The 20,383-nt window shown below is 33.2% G+C and carries 15 protein-coding genes and 3 pseudogenes; 3 read left to right on the forward strand and 15 right to left on the reverse strand.

All coding sequences use genetic code 11. From position 1 onward, the window contains the following. Window positions 1–247: 247 nt before the first annotated feature. The 7 genes and pseudogenes from wVul_RS10030 to wVul_RS02390 form a co-directional block, all read right to left on the reverse strand. A complete protein-coding gene (locus wVul_RS10030) occupies window positions 248–379 on the reverse strand; it encodes a hypothetical protein (RefSeq protein ID WP_255351219.1) in 132 nt (43 codons plus the stop codon). Next, the gene (locus wVul_RS02360; RefSeq protein WP_153295457.1) at window positions 379–1,503 is read right to left on the reverse strand and encodes an ankyrin repeat domain-containing protein; all 1,125 of its coding nucleotides are present in this window, start codon (window positions 1,501–1,503) and stop codon (window positions 379–381) included. Before wVul_RS02360 ends, wVul_RS10030 begins: the two co-directional genes overlap by 1 nt. Next, entirely contained in the window at window positions 1,467–1,769 is a 303-nt protein-coding gene (locus wVul_RS02365) for an ankyrin repeat domain-containing protein (protein ID WP_047758992.1), read from the reverse strand. The genes wVul_RS02360 and wVul_RS02365 overlap by 37 nt, the downstream gene beginning before the upstream one ends. After that, a complete protein-coding gene (locus tag wVul_RS02370) occupies window positions 1,766–2,104 on the reverse strand; it encodes an ankyrin repeat domain-containing protein (RefSeq protein ID WP_153295461.1) in 339 nt (112 codons plus the stop codon). The genes wVul_RS02365 and wVul_RS02370 overlap by 4 nt, the downstream gene beginning before the upstream one ends. A 262-nt stretch (window positions 2,105–2,366) precedes the next feature. After that, a complete protein-coding gene (locus wVul_RS02375) occupies window positions 2,367–6,011 on the reverse strand; it encodes an ankyrin repeat domain-containing protein (protein ID WP_047758993.1) in 3,645 nt (1,214 codons plus the stop codon). 589 nt (window positions 6,012–6,600) lie between these two features. Next, window positions 6,601–7,589 (reverse strand): annotated as a pseudogene (locus wVul_RS02385) (IS110 family RNA-guided transposase). 781 nt (window positions 7,590–8,370) lie between these two features. Next, complete coding sequence (locus wVul_RS02390; RefSeq protein ID WP_047758995.1) at window positions 8,371–9,246, reverse strand: zinc ABC transporter substrate-binding protein; 876 nt, start codon at window positions 9,244–9,246, stop codon at window positions 8,371–8,373. Between wVul_RS02390 and wVul_RS02395 the strand changes: the two genes are divergently transcribed. Continuing rightward, the gene (locus wVul_RS02395) at window positions 9,238–9,969 is read left to right on the forward strand and encodes a metal ABC transporter ATP-binding protein (RefSeq protein WP_047758996.1); all 732 of its coding nucleotides are present in this window, start codon (window positions 9,238–9,240) and stop codon (window positions 9,967–9,969) included. The two genes, wVul_RS02390 and wVul_RS02395, sit on opposite strands and share 9 nt — an antisense overlap. Next, on the forward strand, window positions 9,966–11,387 hold the full coding sequence (ubiB, locus tag wVul_RS02400; RefSeq protein WP_047758997.1) for a 2-polyprenylphenol 6-hydroxylase: 1,422 nt from the start codon (window positions 9,966–9,968) through the stop codon (window positions 11,385–11,387). Before wVul_RS02395 ends, ubiB begins: the two co-directional genes overlap by 4 nt. Window positions 11,388–11,508: 121 nt before the next feature. Here the strand turns inward: ubiB and wVul_RS02405 are convergent, their stop codons facing one another. The 5 genes and pseudogenes from wVul_RS02405 to wVul_RS08400 form a co-directional block, all read right to left on the reverse strand. Next, the gene (locus wVul_RS02405) at window positions 11,509–12,405 is read right to left on the reverse strand and encodes an Atg14 domain-containing protein (RefSeq protein ID WP_238580368.1); all 897 of its coding nucleotides are present in this window, start codon (window positions 12,403–12,405) and stop codon (window positions 11,509–11,511) included. Beyond that, the gene (locus tag wVul_RS09755; protein WP_238580369.1) at window positions 12,365–12,751 is read right to left on the reverse strand and encodes a hypothetical protein; all 387 of its coding nucleotides are present in this window, start codon (window positions 12,749–12,751) and stop codon (window positions 12,365–12,367) included. The genes wVul_RS02405 and wVul_RS09755 overlap by 41 nt, the downstream gene beginning before the upstream one ends. Window positions 12,752–13,198: 447 nt before the next feature. Then, a pseudogene (locus wVul_RS08395) lies at window positions 13,199–14,301 on the reverse strand (IS256 family transposase). 201 nt (window positions 14,302–14,502) lie between these two features. Then, window positions 14,503–14,724: a hypothetical protein gene (locus tag wVul_RS02420; protein WP_047758834.1), complete on the reverse strand. Its 222-nt coding sequence runs from the start codon at window positions 14,722–14,724 to the stop codon at window positions 14,503–14,505. Between the two features lie 246 nt (window positions 14,725–14,970). Continuing rightward, window positions 14,971–15,120, reverse strand: coding sequence for a hypothetical protein (locus wVul_RS08400; protein WP_153295416.1), 150 nt, complete (start codon window positions 15,118–15,120; stop codon window positions 14,971–14,973). Between the two features lie 758 nt (window positions 15,121–15,878). Between wVul_RS08400 and wVul_RS02430 the strand changes: the two genes are divergently transcribed. Continuing rightward, window positions 15,879–16,391: a methylated-DNA--[protein]-cysteine S-methyltransferase gene (locus wVul_RS02430; protein ID WP_047758999.1), complete on the forward strand. Its 513-nt coding sequence runs from the start codon at window positions 15,879–15,881 to the stop codon at window positions 16,389–16,391. Between the two features lie 435 nt (window positions 16,392–16,826). On the opposite strand, the gene nth is transcribed toward wVul_RS02430, so the two are convergent. From nth to icd, 3 genes and pseudogenes are all read right to left on the reverse strand, one after another. Continuing rightward, window positions 16,827–17,510, reverse strand: coding sequence for an endonuclease III (gene nth, locus wVul_RS02435; protein ID WP_047759000.1), 684 nt, complete (start codon window positions 17,508–17,510; stop codon window positions 16,827–16,829). A 21-nt stretch (window positions 17,511–17,531) separates the two neighbouring features. Further along, window positions 17,532–18,833, reverse strand: coding sequence for a molecular chaperone DnaJ (locus wVul_RS02440; RefSeq protein WP_047759001.1), 1,302 nt, complete (start codon window positions 18,831–18,833; stop codon window positions 17,532–17,534). Window positions 18,834–18,915: 82 nt separating this feature from the next. Further along, a pseudogene (gene icd / locus wVul_RS02445) lies at window positions 18,916–20,326 on the reverse strand (isocitrate dehydrogenase). Window positions 20,327–20,383: the final 57 nt, after the last annotated feature.

Consider the following 20,383-nt stretch of genomic DNA (forward strand, 5'->3'; position numbering starts at 1 on the left):
TTTACCCCTTTACCTTCCTACTCGGATTAACCATTTTTTTTTGGTCTAGTTTATGGGGTGCATTATTAAAGCCCAGATCAGACTCGCGCTACCTTTATGCCGAACACCACCTACACAGTAATCAGGTTTCTTGTAAGCTCATTAAGAGGAGAACGACTCACTCCCCCTTTCGATGTTCACTTCCCATTTCGACACGTTCATCAGTGGTTCACTTACGTTCGCCTTTCTGATCCTCACCTTCCAGCTCTTACGCTGATTTTTCCTTAACGCTTATGACCCTATCTCTTAAATAGAGCCACTTAAGGTGGTTTGAAACCTGCTCCTGAAAACCGATTTCGAAGGACCTTCCTTCATCTTCAATAAAGCTTCTCACAAACATTATTCTGCTTGTTGCTGCAGCACACGATCGCTTTTGAGATCTAAAAAAAAATTTACTACCTCCGCGTTGTTTACTAATTCAAAAGGTACAAGATCATCATTGTTTTCAGCATACATATTAGCCCCTCTTTTTAAAAGCTCTCTTACTATATTTAAATGACCATGTCTTGCAGCAACATGCAGAGGAGTATCGCCTATACTGTTTTTAGCATTGATCTTAGCCCATTTGTTTAAAAGCTCTTTTATTACATCTAAATAATCATGCCTTGCAGCGACATGCAGAGGAGTATCGCTTTTTTTGTTTTCAGCATTAGTCTTAGCCCCTCTTTTTAAAAACTCTCTTACTATATTCAAATGACCATATCTTGCAGCAACATGCAGAGGAGTATTGCCTACAGTGTTTTTAGCATAAATCTTAGCCTTTTTGTCTAGAAGCTCTCTTACTATATTTAAATGACCATATCTTGCAGCAACATGCAGAGCAGTAGAATTATTATTATTCTTAGCATTAATATCAGCTACATACAGAGGAGTATTGCCTTTTTTGTTTTCAGCATCAATATTAGCCCTTCTGGTTAAAAGCTCTTTTACTACATCTAGCTGACCATACCTTGCAGCGACATGCAGAGCAGTATTGCCTTTTTTGTTTTCAGCATTAGTCTTAGCCTCTCTGGTTAAAAGCTCTTTTACTATATCTAACTGACCATACCTTGCAGCAACATGCAGAGGAGTACTGCCTATACCGTTTTCAGTATTGATCTTAACCTTTTTGTCTAAAAGCTCTTTTACTACATCTAACTGACCATACCTTGCAGCAACATGCAGAGGAGCATTGCCTGCTTTGTTTCCAGTATAAATCTTAGCCTTTTTGTCTAAAAGCTCTTTTACTACATCTAACTGACCATACCTTGCAGCAATATGCAGAGGAGTATTGTTTACATTGTTTCTAGCATCAATATTAGCCCTTCTGCTTAAAAGCCCTTTTACTGCATCTAACCGACCATACCTCGCAGCAACATGCAGAGGAGTATTGCCTTCTTCGTTTATAATATTAATATTAAACTTTAATTCATTTAATAAAAATTTTATCAATTTTGGGTCATTATCAAAAGCAGCATGATGCAGTAACGTACTACCAGAATTGTCTTGGTAATTAAAAAAAACATCTCCAAGTCACTTCCTCTTTTTACTAATCCTAAAGGTGTGAAACCACCTTTATTTCTAGTATAAATCTTAGCCCCTTTATCTAAAAGCTTTCTTACCATATCCAAAAAATCAGACATTTCATCAGTAAACAAATTACTAGTCATTACAGCAACATGCAGGGGAGTATCCCCTTTTTTGTCTTTAACATTAACATCAGCCCTTTTCCCTAATAAAAGATCTATCAATTTTTGGTTTCTATTATTAATAGCATAATGCAGTAACGCTTGCCATAATTGTCTTGGCGATTTAAAAGAAAATTTACTACTTCCAACTTACCTTCGTTGTTTGCTAATTCAAAAGGTGTGAAATAATCTTTATTTTCAGTATAAATCACAGCCCCTCTGCTTAAAAGCTCTTTTACTACATTTAAATGACCATTCATAGCAGCCACATGCAGAGCAGTATTGCTTCTCTCGTCTCTAGCATAAATATTAGCTCCATTTCCAAGAAGTTCTTTAACTTTACTAAGATCACCTATACTTGAAGCATTAATTAATAAATTATTATTACCGAAAATCATTTGTACTCCTAAATGAGGATCAACCTTTTGAGATACTTAATGAAGATAAAACATAATATTTGCAATATTTTTTTATATATGAAAAATCAATAACTTAATAAGATGATTAAAGATAATGCTTTGTTTTGAAAGCCTGCCAATCTCTAGTTTCAATTTTTTTTAAAGTAACTCTATAGTTTTATTAACTTAATACTACTGTGAATTATCTCTATTGTTCTGGCACACAGACTTTTTCTTTGATGGCATTTTTTCTCATATTTTATTATACTTTGGCACTAAATCCTCTCTCATCAAATGAGGGGCTTTGAGTTAAAGTAGAATGATTAGAGACAGAAACATTACAAAGATCTCTCTTAGACTGAGAGTTTTCTTTAGCATGTTTTAGTTTTTTAAATATTTCAGTGTCTGTACCTATATTCTTCTCCGCATAATCATATAAGAGCTGCAATACCTTTCCACTAGCTTTAATAGCAATTTTAATAGTCGTATTTTCATCATTACCATCTGGAGAGTAGTTTAAGCTTGGTTTGAAACTATGTTTGTTTTTTGATTCCAGTAATTTCTCTATCTTTTTGAGTAATTCATCTACCTTATTTTCATCTATTTCTGCTGCTTGTTTTATCAGATTAAACAACTCATTATCTTGAGATAATTTTTGGAGAAATTTTTCTTTGTCTTCTTTCTTTTTAGCAGACGAAGCTTTTGAATAACCAACATTAATATTTGGGTTAGCAAGCAGAAGGTCAACTATCTCGGAATGGCCTTCTTTTAGTGCGTTCAACAAAGGAGTACAATTAAAATTATTCCTAGCATCAATATTAGCTTTATTCCTCAGAAGAATTTCAACTACATTCTTATAACCATTTTCTGCTGCCAAATGTAAAGGAGTACAATTCAAAATATCCCTATCATCAACCTTAGCTCCATTCTCTAGAAAAAGTTTAACTATATCAAAGTAACCATTTTTTGCTGCCATACGTAAAGGAGTACAATTCAAAATATCCCTAGCATCAACCTTAGCTCCATTCTCTAGAAGAAGTTTAACTATTTCATAGTGACCATTCTGTGCTGCAAAATGTAAACAAGTAACACCTTTCTTATTCTTAGCATTGACATCCGCACCATTATCTAGGAGAAGTTTAACTACTTCATAGTGACCATTCTGTGCTGCCAAATATAAAGGAGTATGACTTGAAGTATCTTTGGTATTAACTTCAGCTTTATACTGCAAAAGAAGTTGAGCTGTATCAAAGTAACCATTTTCTGCTGCCACACGTAAAGGAGTACAATTCAAAATATCCCTATCATCAACCTTAGCTCCATTCTCTAGAAAAAGTTTAACTATATCAAAGTAACCATTTTCTGCTGCCAAATGTAAAGGAGTACGATTCAAAATATCCCTATCATCAACCTTAGCTCCATTCTCTAGAAAAAGTTTAACTATATCAAAGTAACCATTTTCTGCTGCCAAATGTAAAGGAGTACTACCTTCCTCATTACTAGCATTAACATTAACTCCTTGCTTAATTAACCGTTTAGCCTTTTGCAAATTACCATTTTTTAAAGCTAAAAATAATTCCTTTTTATTTTTCTCTAATCTTTTTGATTCCTTTTTGTCATTTAGATCCTGTTTATGCTCTTCATTCTGAGGGTTTGTACTCTTATTAGTACTATCCTTCTCATTTAAAGAAAGCTGTGGCTTCACCTCTTGAACTTTATTACATTTCTTAGCTTTCTTCTTTTTGTTTTGATTATGTTTACTCTTTTTATTCTGAGATTTGCTAATATCATCTTCTTTTCCTTCATGTTCTGAGCTTTGTGAGGAAGATTTAGAACTCTCTAACACTGAATTTGTATGCTTGCTCTTATCTGAGTTCTGATCCTGTTTATGACATCCTTTAGCTTTCAACGAATTCATAACCTCTTTAGCATATTCTTTTTCCCCTTTACGTGACAATTTTTCTGCTATATCTTTAGCTTGCTCTATGTTTCCTTTCTCTATTAACTCCAGTGCCATATCTCTCCATTTTTCAAAACTGGATTCTTCTTTCTTAATATTCACATTACCTTCTTCCCCTGGTTCTACTATTTTCAATAAATTACTTTTATCATCTACAATATAGATATTACTAACAGCACGAGTAACTCCAACATACAGAGCGTTCATATAAAATTTATATTTCTCCAAGGACTTATCTTCCTTATCCTTATTTCTTGAAGTATTAACATCCTTTTTGTTATATGAATCACGAATCCTATTAATAGTATTATCTATTTCACCCTCACTTTTATCCGGACATACTATATTCCATATTTCATTATAAGCTTTACACGATGTAAACTTGTAAAGAATCACATTTTCAAACTCCAAGCCTTTGGCTTCATGTATATTAAACACAAGTGGAGTATCAAATAACTGACGTGCACTTTCTTTACTTTCATCATCCAGAGCTAAAACAGCACAATTCATAGATTCATTTACTTTTTTTGCTATTTCTTCTTTTTTATCATCAGTAACAAAGCCAACGTTCCCTTTGTTCTTAGTATCACTCTTCATGAAAAAAGCGTTATCTACTATCATTTTATCTTCTGAAGCAAAACAATAATTTTTAAGATGTAGTATACGATTGGCAAGTTCAATAGCTTGCTCGCTATTACGATAATTTTTCTCAAGGGTATAAAAAACTTCTGACCCTTGGTCCCTTATACATTTATTTTGATAGAGAAAAGATTTTAACTTAAATAAAGAGAAAAAACTAGGATGTATTACTTGATCAACATCACCACATAATAAAAAATTACCCTTTCTTTCATCTTTTAAACTTTTCAAGATTAAACTCAGTGTACTTTCAGTTAAATCTTGAACTTCATCTACAACAATCGCATTATACATTTCTTCTGCAATGCACTCATAAGCAACAAGATTAGGATCATAATACTTTTGATCTCCTTCTATAAATTTCCTATATTCTTCAAAAAAATCATAAACACTGTTCCTTTTATCTATAGGAAATATAGATTGTCTATTTCCTAATTTAGCATATCTATCTTTTCCATCTTCTCCTAATAAACTTCCTCCACCTATCACAGCTGTAAATTCTTCGAATATTTTATCTCCGTCTTTTTTATACCCTTTAAATTTATCTTTCTTGCATATTTCCTTGAACCATGAAAAAAACTTACTTCTATTGATTGGTTTCTTTCCTTCTACTTTTATTATCTTTTTTAAAAATTCATGAAGAGATAAGAAATCAATTTCTTCTGGAGTATGAGTCCTTAGTTCATCAGTAGTCTGATTGTAATTTTCACATTCAAATATTTTTTTTGATTCTTTTATAAGATTTTCGGATTTGGTAATATATAGAATTTTTCCTCCCTCAAACTTCTCTTTTATCCTTTTTAGGCTCTCCAAAGCCACTGATGTCTTTCCACTGCCAGCAGATCCACTAATAACTAAAGGTAATTCAAACTTTTCAACTCTTTCAACTATATCTTCCTGCTTTGCACTAAAAGTAATAAAATTACCTAACCAACGAATTTGTGGAGCATCTTCAATCTCTACTGTATCAGGAACTTTTTCATCTATTATTTTTATGTTTCTTATTTTTTCTCTATTTGTTAAAAATTTAGACTTATGATAATCATGATTCAGAATTACTTCTAAAATAACAAAAGCATCTTTGTCATTATGCTTTCTCCTCGTAAATAGTAATCTGTCACTATCACTTAATTTAGCTCGAAAATATTCAATATTCCCACAACCTTTTATTAACTTTATATTTCCTTGGCTTGTACTGTTGTTTTCCTCTAAATCTTTAATTATTTCATTGAACTTTTTCCTTAAAGGAGTTTTACCATTGTCTAAATCACAGTCATTAAACTCTTCACAATAAAATACAATACTCATAACTTTTCTTAATTATTTAATTATATTAAGAATATAATAATATTATTAATGCGTCAATATCTTTATTACTATATTAACCTTTATTAATACGTAATTCTCATCCCGTGACTAGATAAGCAACGCTGTAGGGTCGTGTAATGAAAGGTGTATGCTTTTAAGTATATATTTGTGGAGTTTGTAAGGAAAATATTATTGAATGTAGACTGACAAAAATGAGCCAACCGTGGAAAAATTGTAAGTTGAAAATGTGATATAAAAGAGATAAGAGGGAAAGATAACCCTACTCACTATAGGAATAGGGCTATTACGGGCGTGTGCGACCGAAGGAAAATTGGTATTACAACCGTATCCATTAAGGTACACTAGCCCTTTTATATTAATTCTAATATTTTACTTTTCGGTTTGACACAGTTTATTTTACCATACGCGTCAAGTTAAGGAAAAGTGGCATAAGAAAGATACCGTCTTGCTAGTCAACAAAAAAATTACTCAAGCTGTATCATAAAATCAAAAAATACTTCTGATTGTGTAACAGTACACAGATTACAGTTAGTGAATATGTTGAATGGATTGGAAGCATTTTTTGATTTTAAACTACAGTCAACATCCTAGTTCTGTAATTCTTGATATGATTTGGATCAAAAGCACTTTTGGATGTCAGGATACCGAAAATGATATGGAGTAGCTTACGCTCCCACAATTGCCATATTATGCTTACCCTTCTTCTTTAGTCTTTGGCAAAAACTCACAATGATAGGATTGTGATTCTTGGCTACTATGGCAGGAAAGAAAAGGGCCTTACGTAATGTTTGTGAACCTGATTTACTTAATCTTGGTTTAGAATGTACAGATGAACCTGATGTTATATTTTTCGGTATAACTCCTGTATATGCTGCCAATTGCCTGGCATCTCTAAAAGCTTTTATGTCAGGGATTTCAGCTAAAATAGCTATTGCTGATTCCTCTCCTATTCCTGGAATAGTCAATAGAAGCTGAAAATTTTCCAACAATTCTTTGTGCTGCTTTAATAGTTTGCGTATGGAGTTTTTTATTATTTCTATTTTTTTAACTATATTCGTTGCAAGATCCTCCCAAGCATTTGCAACTTCTTTAGGCAGTCTCTCTTTTTTTTCTAGGTGGTTATTTACTAATTCTTTTAACGCAACTGAGCAACGATAAAGATGTTTTAATTTTTTCATTTCAGAAGAAGGTGGTGTCCAACGAGTTGGTTCCTGTCTTTGGCAATAATCAGCAATAATTTCTGCATCAGTCTGATCATTCTTTTGTCTTACGAGCTTACTCCTTGTATAAGATTTAATACAATAAGGATTTACAACACTAACAAAATGTCCAGCATTGTGCAGAAATTCAGCCAAAGCTTCGCTATAACAACCACATGCATGCCTTTACTTCTTCCACATTATGCTTTTGTAGAAAACTCAGCAGACCTTGAAACCCAAGATCATCGTTCTTAAAGCTCCTTTTCCTAGTTTCACGCTTTTCTTTTTTACTTATGAATGAAAGAAAAACATCAAAGCGATCTTTTGATACATCAATTCCAAGAAAGTTGTTGATCATATATAACCCCTTATGTTACCATTTAAAAAGAAAAGTAAGGCTAACCTTGTGGATACAGAATTAGAGCCATTTAGGTCTTTCTACGATACCGTCCAGCCTATACTTTTGAGGAGGGAACTCTTATCTTTCTTACAGATTTTATATCTAAGAGGAGAAACAGAGTTCTTCCCTCCTCCACCTAATGCTTAAGCTTAAAACATTAGATGCTTTTTACAAGATACAAGAAGAGAAGCAGTAAAAATTATTTTAGACATTAAACAATAAAATTAGTAATTTATAGACTCTTTAAAAAAAATTATCTTATTTTAGATCAAGATTTCTTAAAAAATAAATATAACAAATAAACCTTAAATGGTTGCTATATTGGGCGTATTCTCTTAACTTGACGCCTATGGTTTATTTTACACTCCCGAGAAATTAGAAGATTGTGCAAATACTCTCCATGATTGCACAAATTTATTGTCTCTATAATGTAGAAAACAGTAAAATATACGCAAACCAAGATTTAGTGTATTTTTAATCACAATAGATGTTTTTATATGCTAAGTGTAAGGCTATATCTTTAAGAAGTGTAGCTAATTGTTTACTAACCTTCATTTTGATTGGAATTTTTCAGTTAAATGTTTGTTTATAATGAGTCCTGTTAAGCTTTTTTCTCGCTAATTATTTCAATCCTTAAGCAGAGCTACTTTCATATTTATCAATTTGGCTGGACATCAGTGTCAAGCACCGGGATAGAAAGCACAGGTTTCAATATTTGCCATAAGATACAAGGAACTTTTTATTCAATAAAACAAGACTTAAAATTTTGCGCAATGCTGCTGATTATAGCCAAGTATGCATCTTTTCCAGATTCTATGTCTGATCCAATAGGGTCAAGAACTACCATTTTTACGTCATTAGAAAAGGTATTAGGTTTTATGCCATCCTCTCGTGAATGAGAAAAAATGCATTTAACACTTTCCTCTTTCATTACTTTTTTTAGTTTCATTAAACTCTTCATACCTATGTAAGAATCCTCTTCTATAGAAAGAATGGCACTTGGGTAACTTAAACCAAAATATTTTTCAAAATATTGATAAGCATCATGAGTAACTATGTATTTTTGATTTTTGAACTCATTTAATTCTTTCATGATTTCTTTTACCTTTTGGTCTATTTTTCTTATAGCCTTCATTGCATTGGTATTGTATTGATAGGCATTTTCTTTATCTATATTAGACAACGTCGCACTGATAGAAAGTATCATACTTTTTGCATTTTCAGGACTCAGCCAAATATGTAAATCTTTTTCATCTTGAGTGTGACTAGAAAATGAATGCGTTCGAGCAGGAAGTAGATCGATTGTACTCGATAGCGGTATTAACTTCTTATTTTCTTTAGCGAAAGTTTTAATGAATGTTTCCAATGAATCATCAATATAAAATATAATATTGCTAGATTCTAATTTACTTGCGTCTGAAGGCCTGAGCATGTAGTTATGTTCAGACACTACTTCGTACATTAGTAATTCTGGCTTTGAAATCCCATCTGTAACAGAAGTTACAAGTGAGTGTATAGGTTTGATTGTAGCTACAATTTTTAAATTGGATGAAAAGGCACTATTGTAGTATAATGTAAATGAAAGTAATAGAAAAAAAATCAGTAAATGTCTCATATAAATGTTGAGAAGAAGTCAATTTTTGCCAAAAAATTAAGTAGTGTCAATAACTGCATTCTAAAAATAGAAAACCTTACTCTTGCATATGGTAGTAAAAAAGTTCTTGATAATATCAATATATCATTAGAAAGAGGAGATATAGTTACAATACTTGGTCCAAATGGTGGAGGTAAAACCTCCTTAGTGAAAGCAGTTGCTGGTATAAATAAAGGTTTTATTGGCAGTATTGTATTCGCTGACAATATAAAAATTAGCTATATGCCACAAAATTTTAGTATTGGTAATTTGATGCCAATAACAGTTGAGTCTTTCCTTTTAAATAGCTCCTCGAAGAAACTGAAGAAAAACCAACCTATTGTTACAGAAGCGATAGAATTGGTTGGCATCGGTAACATTTTGAAGAACCAAGTATTAGAAATTTCTGCAGGACAAACACAACTACTACTACTTGCACGTTGTTTAATTTCAGAATCTGATTTGATCATTTTGGACGAACCAGTTAGTGCAATGGATATTAACGCACGGGCTAAATTTTATGATATTATAAATAAAATAGCAAAGGAAAGGTTAGTATCGATTCTTATGACTTCTCATGACCTTAACTCTGCTCTACCATCCTCAGATTACATAATTTGCATAAATAATACTGTCTATTATCAAGGTAAATCTAATGAAATTATGGAGCTAAATGAAATATTTAGCAGTTACGCAGCGAAATGATTCAAAATATTTTACGTCTTCTGCACATAACTACAGTGCTGACACGTTATAATGTGTTACCTTATTTACTTCCACCATCAAAAAAATCAATAAATAAAATACAAGGTCATAAACTAAAGCGTGCTCTTGAAAGATTCTGTCCGGTGTTCATTAAGTTTGGGCAATCCATTTCATCACGTACTGATGTTTTAAATGAGGATATAACAAATAACTTGTTATTGATATGTGATAGATTGCCATCGTTTTTACATAAAATAGCAGTTAAAACTATAGAAAGTGAGTTTAATTGTAAATTAAGTGACATTTTTTCAAGTTTTTCTGAAAAGCCAATTGCAGCAGCATCAATTTCTCAGGTGCATAGAGCAGTTACAACTGAGGGTAAGGAAGTTGCTGTAAAGGTTTTAAGGCCAAATATTGAGAAAACATTCTCAAGGGACATAAAGATGCTTTCTTGGCTTGCGGACATTGCAGAAAAATTTAGTGAACAATCAAAAAGGCTGAGGCCAATTGAATTAGTCAAAACTTTTGCTGAAATTTGCCGATTAGAGTTAGATCTACGTTTTGAAGCTGCTCACTCTTCGGAACTGAAGGAAAATACTAAACATGACAGAGGTTTCTATGTACCTGAAGTAGATTGGAGCAGAACTTCAAAAAAGGTTTTAACATTAGAATGGATGGAAGCTACACCAATATACGAAGTTGAAAAGCTGAATAATCGTAAGCAAATAGCTATCAATCTTATAGAATCGTTTTGTAATCAGGTATATAGGGATTGTTTTTTTCATGCTGATATGCATCCTGGAAATCTAATGGTTGATAGTAATAACAATATTATTGCCCTGGATTGTGGAATCATGGGTAGAATAGATCGTGAGACATGCTATTACGTTATAGAGATACTCAAAGGCTTTTTAAATCGGGATTACGATCACGTTGCAAAAATGCACTTTAGAGCTGGTTATGTTCCATCACAGCATAGAAATTTTGTTACAGCTTGCAGAGCAATAGGTGAACCCATTATTGGACAGCCTATACAGAAGATTTCATTTGCTAGCTTACTTACTCAGCTATTAAAAATAACTGGTGATTTTGATATGAAAGTTCAAACACAATTATTATTGCTACAGAAAACTATGATTTTACTGGAGGGGACATGTAGAAAGGTCTATCCAGAAATCAATATGTGGAAAGTAGTTGAAACGTGGATAAGCAGTCAACATGAAAGTAAAATAGGGTATAAGGAAAAAATTAAAAGCTCTTATCCCATAAAAGCAATCCAAGGAATACTTAGCCTTGTAGAAAAATTAAACCTAATAGCCGATAAAAAATTACAAGTTAAAAGTAGATCAAATGGAAAAGCCTACTTCTTACTTTGGTCTGTAATTATAATTCTAATCGTTAAATTTTTAATTTCTTGAACTAAAAGATAATAAAAGCAAGTTTACAACAACTATTTAAGTCTTGAAACCACTCAGGTTTACACTCATCTAAATTATCAAGATACTTTCAGTATGTATAAAAACTTTCAGCAGAGTTTCCTTAACTTCGTCTTAAATCATTGACAACATTACCAAACTGAGTGCTTGTCACATCACTCAGTACTGTATTTGCTTTATATGAACAGTAGCATCCAATTATAAGGAAGACAAATGCAGCTACAGCAAGTAGGATACATATTGCTAAACTAAATATTGTTAAACATGTGCCAATAGCAAATGCTCCAAATAACACAAAAGAGGCAGAAGCATAGTTACTTTGCCTTCTATTATAAATGTTTGCTTCTGAAAGTTTTCTGTTTTTGTTCTTTAAGTCTTGATTTTGAGTTTGAAGTTTTAATCTCTCCTGCCTTAAATCCCTTTCTAACTGTGAAATTTTGTCAGTGTCTCTTGTTCTTTCATCTACGGTCCTATTCAACTCTTGCTCTTTTTCTCTAAGTCGAATTTTTGTTCTTTTAAGCTCGCCTTTCAGATCTTCAAACTGCTGCAATTCTTGAGCAATTAACGCATCGTCTATTTTCAGGGCAACATTATGCGCATTTGCTGAAGTTAGATAATTTTCAATAGATTCGATTGGATTATTAACATTCCTCAACGCAGCAGTAACAACTGCACGATTCATGAAGCAGTTATCTTTTACTAATTTTTTTACATCATCCAAATCTTTTCTATTAATAGCATTAGTTAATCGCTCTTTCATAGCTTGCTCAATTATTTGCTTTACCCATGGATTTCGCTCTATAGCTGGTATTGGTTTTATTTGACTAAAATCTAGGTCTTTATGTTTTAAAAATTTAGTCAATACTTCTTCATTTTCTTGTGTTATTCCTTGTAAACATGATCGAATAATCAAGCTAAGCGGCGTTTCTATTTCTCCATTTGAATTTCTTTTCCAACAATTAGGATTGAGATCTTGATTTAATAGTACTTTTGGCTTCATGAAAATCTCCACTAGTAAGAGGCGTTTCTATTTCTCCATTAAAATCACTTTCCCAGCAATTAGGGTTGAGATCTTGTTTTGCTTCATAGAAATTTTCACTAGAAAGAGCATTCAATAAATCTTTCCCTTTTTGTGCTTTCTGTATTTCTATCGTAAGATGTGAAAAGTTTTTATTCTGTACTTGTCCAATTTTTCTAATATATTCTTCAGGAGTATGAAAGAAATTACCTTGACGATCTATATGGTGATTATTTTTAATATTCACATTCAAACCAGTATGCCTAAATAAAATCTCTACAAAACTTCTATTTTCCATACGAAAAGCTAGATGTAGTAGACCTAACATTCAAAAAAATCTTTGGTACAGAAAAAAACAAAAAGATTCTCATCCATCAACTATGTTTTTTAAAATTTTTTGAATTTAGTCTCATTACAACTCTTGTTCATAATTTTGTATTTTTATTCAATTGAAAAATGTATTTTGGCAACAAAGACCATAAGTGTTGAAAGTATCAAAAATGGCGTGATATAAGGTGATCAACGGCATGTAAGTTACCTCCTGATAGTAAAACAAATTGAACGTAAAAAAGAGTCATTAAGATCTAATGTAAACTGTAATAGTGCTATCTTAAATCCGTCTAAGTTGTTTCTTATTTTATAAACAAGAAATAATAAAGCTGTAATAATAATCATATAAATATACACTTTCATTCCATTCATGTCATGGCTTAAAAAATGCTTATATCCGAGGTTTTAAATGGGAGTGTTAAATAAACTGTGTCAAACTGCATTTTTAATTCAACTCAATTTTCAATCTGTTGGGAAAGAAAATGTCGAGCTGAGATATAGTCAATGCCCAATCATGTACAGGCATAGTCCATTTCTCCTCCACTTTCTTTATAGCACAATATACCTGTTTATACAAGGCATTTATGCTAGTAAATGAGCCCTTGGTTTTGGTGAATTTCCTAATTTGCCTATGTAGCCCCTCTATGGGATTAGTAGTATAGATTATCCTCCTAACTGGGTCGGAATACTTAAAATAACCAGATAGGTTTTCCCAATTATTCTGCCAAGATTATAGGGTACTTTGTGCCCCATTTTTCATCTAATTCCAACAGATAATTCTCGGCAATTTCCTTACTTGAAGCTTTTCTTTAAATCACTCAAAAAACTCTTTACTAGCTACATACTTCAGTGAGTTACGTATCTGATGCACTATACACATTCTGCATTAGGGAACACACCGTTTATTGCTGCAGGAAAGCTTTTTAGCCCATCTACACATGCAATTAGAATATCTTCCACTCCTCTCTCTTTGAGATCATTTAGTACTCCCAACCAGAACTTCACTTTCAGCTAAATAAAACTTCTTTTCTGCCATTTTGCTAATATATTATACATACATTTACTTACACAACTCCTTAAAAAACCATGAAAACTATCGGATATACAGACTGCAGCGGACGACTACGCCATTCGTTGATTACTGTTTGTCAGTAATACTTGATATCTCTGCCGCCGATATTTTGTGATCGTAAATTTCCTCAATATGTGACGCTATATCTCCATGCCACTGGCAAATGTGCTTAAGACCTTTGCTTCAAGTTCTGTTGTTTGTCTTTTTCTAACTATTTGGGGTTCAAAGCTTCCTTCCCTGTCTCTAGGTGTTAACAACTCAAATGAGTTGTACGTAAAGTTTTTCCCATTTCTTCGATTATTTTCTTCGCTTTCACCAGACAAGTGGTGTTCTATTTCACCTTCCAGACTTGCCTCAAGCAGCTTTTTTATAAACGGTGTCATCTCTTCCTGTTAGCGGTCTTCCTTCTCGTATAGACGACAGGTTTCTAATTCTTTATAATCTACCAAACCGGTAGTTTTATTTACTTGACTCATGTCAAACCTCCGTTTTTTTATATCAACTATATTTTTATTTCTTGGTTTGACACAGTTTATTTAACACTCCCTAAAAAATGCTTATATCCGAGGTTTTAAATTTGAAAAATACTTCTATATCCCACCTGCGTCTGTATATTTGTGTTACTTCATAAGCCGGTATTTCAAATAAGTTGGTCAAAAACCATTTCTGTTCTATTTTTAATTTTTATTAGTCGTACTTGCTATTGCTCTGCTTCCGCTGTAAAGATTCACTATATTATCTTCCAAAATTTCCGATCCATCTGGTTGTTGTTTTTGCGTAATTTCATTCTCTCTTATAACGCAGTACCTTCTTTTTAAGTATGTTCTTGTGATAAATTTGTACTCCTTTTTGTCAAACTCAGTGAAAGTTGCAACTTTTGCAATCCCTCTATCAAACAATAAAATATCCTCTTTTTTAACTTTAGCTTCATTAATTGCTCTAACCAGCGCTAGCTACTTTCTTCTTGCTCTTGACAAAACTCGTCGGTAATTGGCCTTTTAATCCAACGCTTACTTTGACTTGACTGTCATCACCTATTTTTAACCCATCTTTTATAAGGTACCCTGATAAATTTATAATTGTTGAATCGAATCTATGTAAGTTATGTGACGTTTTTCTGGGCAATAATTTTTCCACTTTGCTTATTAAATCGATATATACACCTTTAAAATAATCAGAACTTTTAACCTTTTCGATAAGCCACTGTATGTAACTGTACTTTTATCATCATTTTTATCTATCACACACCTATTTATTACCATTTCTAGTGCTCTTAAGCTTGTTTTCTGACCCATTAATATTAAGCCTTTAAATATTATTTACCAACTAACTTAGTATTACATTTATCTACCTCTGTTGATTTTCCTAGTCTTTCCAAATCCTCGTCTTTTATTAAGTTTAGTATTCTTTCTATTTGATCCATTATTGCCTCCATTTTTCTTTAATAATAGCTCTTTTATCTTCTTCTTATGACACTTTCAACACTTATGCGGCACACCCCGTCCGCCACCCTTTCATCTTCGGTTCATTTCCTCTGTTCAGTTATAGAACCTACCGCTCCAAGGTATTTCTCCCTGGGATGAGGAGGGCTTCTCCAGTTGTTTAATATGTCCTTATCACCATGCTATCACTACCGCCCCGCCAAAGTAGATCAGTTGTATCATTCGGGTTTCAACTGTCTATGTTGCCTTCACCATTCCACCGATGGTTCGGCCTTTGGGTTCACGTTACTTTCGAGGTCACCTATGTGTTCGCTTTCGCTACAGCCTGGTAATTCATCATTATTCTTACAACAATGTTGTCGGTAGGCTTCAGCATCTTGGTTTCCCGCAATACTGCTACCCTAGTTACAGGATTCCGACTTTTGTCCTGGTAGGTTTAACTCCTACTAAACATATTCACCTTCTCTGGACACACGATGGAATTCAACCATTACGACTTTCGGATCGCACGAGAATCTTTCGTTTTGGGATGGATTGGTCATGCGTAGCATTTGAACTCTTTAATTTTAATATAAATCAATTTAAACTATATCAGTACTGATTTCTTAAGTATGGCTAAATATCAGGTTATAACACCTGGAGAAAATAAAGAATCTATCGATATTTTATATGGTTACCACTCTACTATTTTTGGAAAAGCACTTATTGGAGTTACAACACAAAGCATCTGTCACCTTTCTTTTTGTGATTTTGAAACTTCAGCTATTAAGATACTTGAAAAAGAGTGGCCACAAGCCTGCCTGAAAGAAGATAGGCTAACAACGGCAAAAATTGTACGCAATATTTTTGACACACAAATACCTGAGAGATCATTTTCTTTGCTTGTTAGGGGAACAGACTTTCAAATTAAAGTCTGGCAAGCATTGATTTCAATTCCCACAGGTACGACAACAAGCTATGCCAATATTGCTCATATAATTGGTAAGCCAAAGGCCATACGTGCTGCTGCAAATGCAATTGCTAATAATCCAATTTCCTACTTAATACCATGCCATCGTGTTATTCGTAAATCTGGAAAAATTCATAAGTACCGCTGGGGAGTAGAACGCAAGAATTGTTTATGAAGCACTACTATACCTATCTATTAGTAAGAGCCTTGAATGAATAATATCACGCAACGTTCCATCCTTAATTTTCCTGTATTCCCTCACTAGCCTTGATATTTCTTTACTACTTGTATCGCTGTAGCTCATGGTCAAGTAAAGACCTACCTCTACTTGATAGAATACGAATTTCTAATTTTTTTCTTCTCTTATCCTTACTATTATTCATAAAAACCTCCAAGATCAACATTATATACAAATTCAGCGCCAGCTTTCTGATGCAATAGTTCTCGAGGAATAACCCTTTTGAACTCTAAATTTGCAATGTTGTCCTTGTTGCTTGGGCACTGGAATGACAAGAAAACAGGAGCGTGAGATGACAACGAAGGGCTACTTGAATGACACCATCATAAGGTGAACCAATGTCTGAGCACTGCCGTCGTAAAGGAACCAGCGTCAGCTATTTGGATGATAAAAGGAAGGAATATCGGAGTGGTGTGCTAGGACTTTATACCTTTTGCGTTCAAACTCACATAAATCATGAATTATGCACGTTTCACACGAAGGTTTTTGTGCTTTGCAAACATATCTACCGTGTAAAACTAGCCAATGATGAGCATAAAGTAGGTATTTTTTTGGAACCACATTCAAAAGAGATTGTTCTGTTTTAAATACATCTTTTTCTTTCACAAGCCCAACTCTATTGCTTACTCTAAAAACATGAGTATCAATTGCCAATGTTGGAATACCAAGCCCTGAATTTAAGAACACATTAGCGCTCTTTCTCCCAACCCCTGGTAAAGATACTAAATCATCAAAATCGCTAGGAACTTTGCTTTCGTATCGTTCCACCAGTATTTTACTAAGTCCGATTATATTTTTTGCTTTGGAATTATATAAACCAATACTACTTATACGTTTTTTCAGCTCATTTTGCCCAAGATTCAGCATTTTTTCTGGTGTATTAGCAATGTTGAATAGTTCTTTTGTAATTTTGTTAACGCTTACATCAGTTGTCCGCGCTGACAAAACTATTGCAACCAGCAGCGTGAAATGATTGGTATAATTTAGCTCTATTTTTGGCGTAGGGTTTGATTGTTGAAGCTTTTCAAATATCAATTTGACTTTTTTTGAGTCCATCCATAAAGCTAAAAGCTTATACTATACTGTTTGCTGTGCAAATTCAATTGCTTGAGGATTAGATAGTCCTTCAGTATTAACATCAGACATATCAGTTTTTACCTCATCAAGATTCCTTTCAGCAAATTCGCTTGCCACTTCTGCAAAACATTTTCTAACAAGAGGCATGATAATTGGCATCAATAATTTCCGCAAATCATACCATTTTAATAGGTCAGTTTCCTTTTGTACTCTATCTCTTGGATCCTCTTCTAGTAAATCTTTTGTGTGCTGTTCAGCATATATTTCACAGCCTTTTGAAAAAATAGGAGCTAATGCTTCAATTAATACTGCCAATAACAATAGTGGACCAAGTATAGCTCCACCAACAGTTAATCCATTAGCAATGAAATTTGTTGTAACTAAATAAACAGAAAAAGCAGCTAAAGGATAGTTGATAAGAAGTTTACTACTTAGCTCGATATAGCTCATTTTACTCATGAATTCATCAGTAGAAATTTCTGAGTTTTTATACTTCTCCATATAATAATTTACTAATGAATTACAGAGCTTATTGATAATGATATTAAATGCTATGATCCACCATGAAAAATAGCAACCTATAGTAATTATAGTTAATAGAGCTAAAGGCAGAAGACTTATTTTTGGTACTAACATTAGAGCATTTTTGCGCTCTATAAATTTCAATGCTAATGTCTTTTTATCTTCTTCAATTAGGCTTCTCTTTTCTTTTAGAGGAGTAATATAATTGAATAATTGTATGCTTGGCTTTGCTATATATTGATATAACTCTTGCATTAACTTTGCACTTTGTACACTCTTCTGAAAATTATCTAAATTTGGATTTAGCAAAATCCTCTCTATTTGAGCCTGAAGTTCATTATAGCTTTTTAGGTCTTCTCCAAACGAACAATCATTTCTTTTTAGTATAGCAATCAACCCATCAAAATCTTTACCTACAGCTTCTTCCTCACTGATTTTTAGCTCGTTAAACAACTTTCTCCTATAGTGAAACTCTCTTGCCGTTAAACGCCCATCACTTTCAGCATCAACACTGACTTTAACACAAGGATTTCCTGACTCCAAAGGTTCAATGTACTTTTTTACCTCTTGATAAGCTTTATAAATCTGATCAAATCTATTTTTGTCTCCACCTTTGTCAGGATGGTTTACAAGTATCAATTTATTATATTGTTTTTTCAGAAACTTGCTAAGAGCTTGATAATCCTTACCTACAATTTGTTCAGCTTTTATCTCTAGTACGTTAAACAGATCATTATTATCATAAAACTCCTGACCAGTTAACTTAAAATGTTGACTCATTACTACACCTCACATAAATACACGATACTATTAGTATAATATATTTAATGTTTCACACAAGCATAAAAATATCAAGCAACCACTAAGAGAAGAAACCCTCTTTCCCATCATACAAATACAACTTATCCATTCTCACCACATCAAAATTGTGTTCCTCAAATTTGATTAGCAAGTTATTCACATCACTATTTGTAATTTCATTATTTGCAATAAACCTGCAGGTTATTTGGTCACTTGAAGATTTTGAGCCTCCTGGCCAAATTGCAAGTCCTTTTGAGTATATTGCTATCATTTTCAGATTACTCGATTCAAATAATCCTACTATTTGATCAAAATTGTTGGATTTGTCCCAGGCAAGCGTTATATCACTACCCACTAGCTTTTTAACTTTGTAATCTTGTTTATAATTGTCTTGTACTTTATTTATTTTACTATCCGAATCACTGCTAATTATAAGCTCAGCAGATTTCTTTCCTAGATTATCTATAACAGCTTCTGCAAATTCTTTTGTTCCAACCTTTTGTTTGCTCTTTTTCTCTTTATATAAATCGGCAGTGTGTATTCCATTCGCTAAAGTCTTCAGCCATGCATCGTAAATTAGTTTTGCAGTACTCACTTGACCGATATAGACCAACATATGCACTGCAGCATTTAAAAGACCAGAAGGATTAGCTATGTTTTTTCCTGCAATATCAGGAGCAGAACCATGAACCGCTTCAAACATTGCATATTCATTACCTATATTGCTACTTCCAGCGAGTCCCACAGATCCAGAGGTTTGTGCCACTATATCTGATAATATATCGCCATATAAGTTCTCAGTTACTATAACATCGAAATTCTCCGGTTCTGTTGCAACACGTGCCATTCCAATATCAACTATATAATGTTCTGCCTTGATATCTGGGTATTCCTTTGCAATGCAATCAAAATGCTGCATGGAAAGTGCCATCAGTCATTTTCATTATGTTATCTTTAGTCAGGCAAGTTACTTTCTTTCTGCTATGTTTTTTTGCGTATTCAAAAGCGTACCTGCATATTTTTTCTGAGCCAGATCTAGTAATAATTTTAGTGCATTGGTACGAGTCACCAGTAAGCCTATGCTCTATTCCCGTGTAAACGTCCTCTTCATTTTCACGTATTATCACAATGTCAAACTTACCAAATTTATTTTCTATAACAGGATGATATGAAATACACGGTCTGATATTTGCATATAATCCTAAATTCTTTCTGAGTGCCACATTTAGGCTTTTGTGTCCTTTGCCTTGAGGAGTTGTTGTCGGAGATTTGAGTAATATCTTTGTTCTTTCAATAGACTCCCAACCACTTAGAGAGATTCCGCGAGACCATTCCTTATTATAAACATGCTCTCCTATTTCAATAATATCTATTGAGATCTTCGCTTCTGCTTCGCACAATATCGACAGCACCGCTTCCATAATTTCTGGTCCGATACCGTCACCATATGCAACTGTGATTGGTGTTGACATAACTTTCCTAACTACAAATAGTTTAATGTTAATTCAAATAATAGAGCAGTACAAGTA

Source organism: Wolbachia endosymbiont of Armadillidium vulgare str. wVulC (genome assembly GCF_001027565.1).
GTDB lineage: Bacteria > Pseudomonadota > Alphaproteobacteria > Rickettsiales > Anaplasmataceae > Wolbachia.

Coding starts and splice junctions, on each gene's coding strand:
- wVul_RS02375 (WP_047758993.1), bottom strand. CDS start 6,011: ATGAGTATTGTATTTTATTGTGAAGAGTTTAATGACTGTGATTTAGAC.
- wVul_RS09755 (WP_238580369.1), bottom strand. CDS start 12,751: ATGTTAGGTCTACTACATCTAGCTTTTCGTATGGAAAATAGAAGTTTT.
- wVul_RS02440 (WP_047759001.1), bottom strand. CDS start 18,833: ATGAGTCAACATTTTAAGTTAACTGGTCAGGAGTTTTATGATAATAAT.
- wVul_RS02430 (WP_047758999.1), top strand. CDS start 15,879: ATGGCTAAATATCAGGTTATAACACCTGGAGAAAATAAAGAATCTATC.
- wVul_RS02405 (WP_238580368.1), bottom strand. CDS start 12,405: ATGAAGCCAAAAGTACTATTAAATCAAGATCTCAATCCTAATTGTTGG.
- wVul_RS02395 (WP_047758996.1), top strand. CDS start 9,238: ATGTCTCATATAAATGTTGAGAAGAAGTCAATTTTTGCCAAAAAATTA.
- wVul_RS08400 (WP_153295416.1), bottom strand. CDS start 15,120: ATGGGTCAGAAAACAAGCTTAAGAGCACTAGAAATGGTAATAAATAGG.
- wVul_RS02370 (WP_153295461.1), bottom strand. CDS start 2,104: ATGATTTTCGGTAATAATAATTTATTAATTAATGCTTCAAGTATAGGT.
- wVul_RS10030 (WP_255351219.1), bottom strand. CDS start 379: ATGTTTGTGAGAAGCTTTATTGAAGATGAAGGAAGGTCCTTCGAAATC.
- nth (WP_047759000.1), bottom strand. CDS start 17,510: ATGGACTCAAAAAAAGTCAAATTGATATTTGAAAAGCTTCAACAATCA.
- wVul_RS02390 (WP_047758995.1), bottom strand. CDS start 9,246: ATGAGACATTTACTGATTTTTTTTCTATTACTTTCATTTACATTATAC.
- ubiB (WP_047758997.1), top strand. CDS start 9,966: ATGATTCAAAATATTTTACGTCTTCTGCACATAACTACAGTGCTGACA.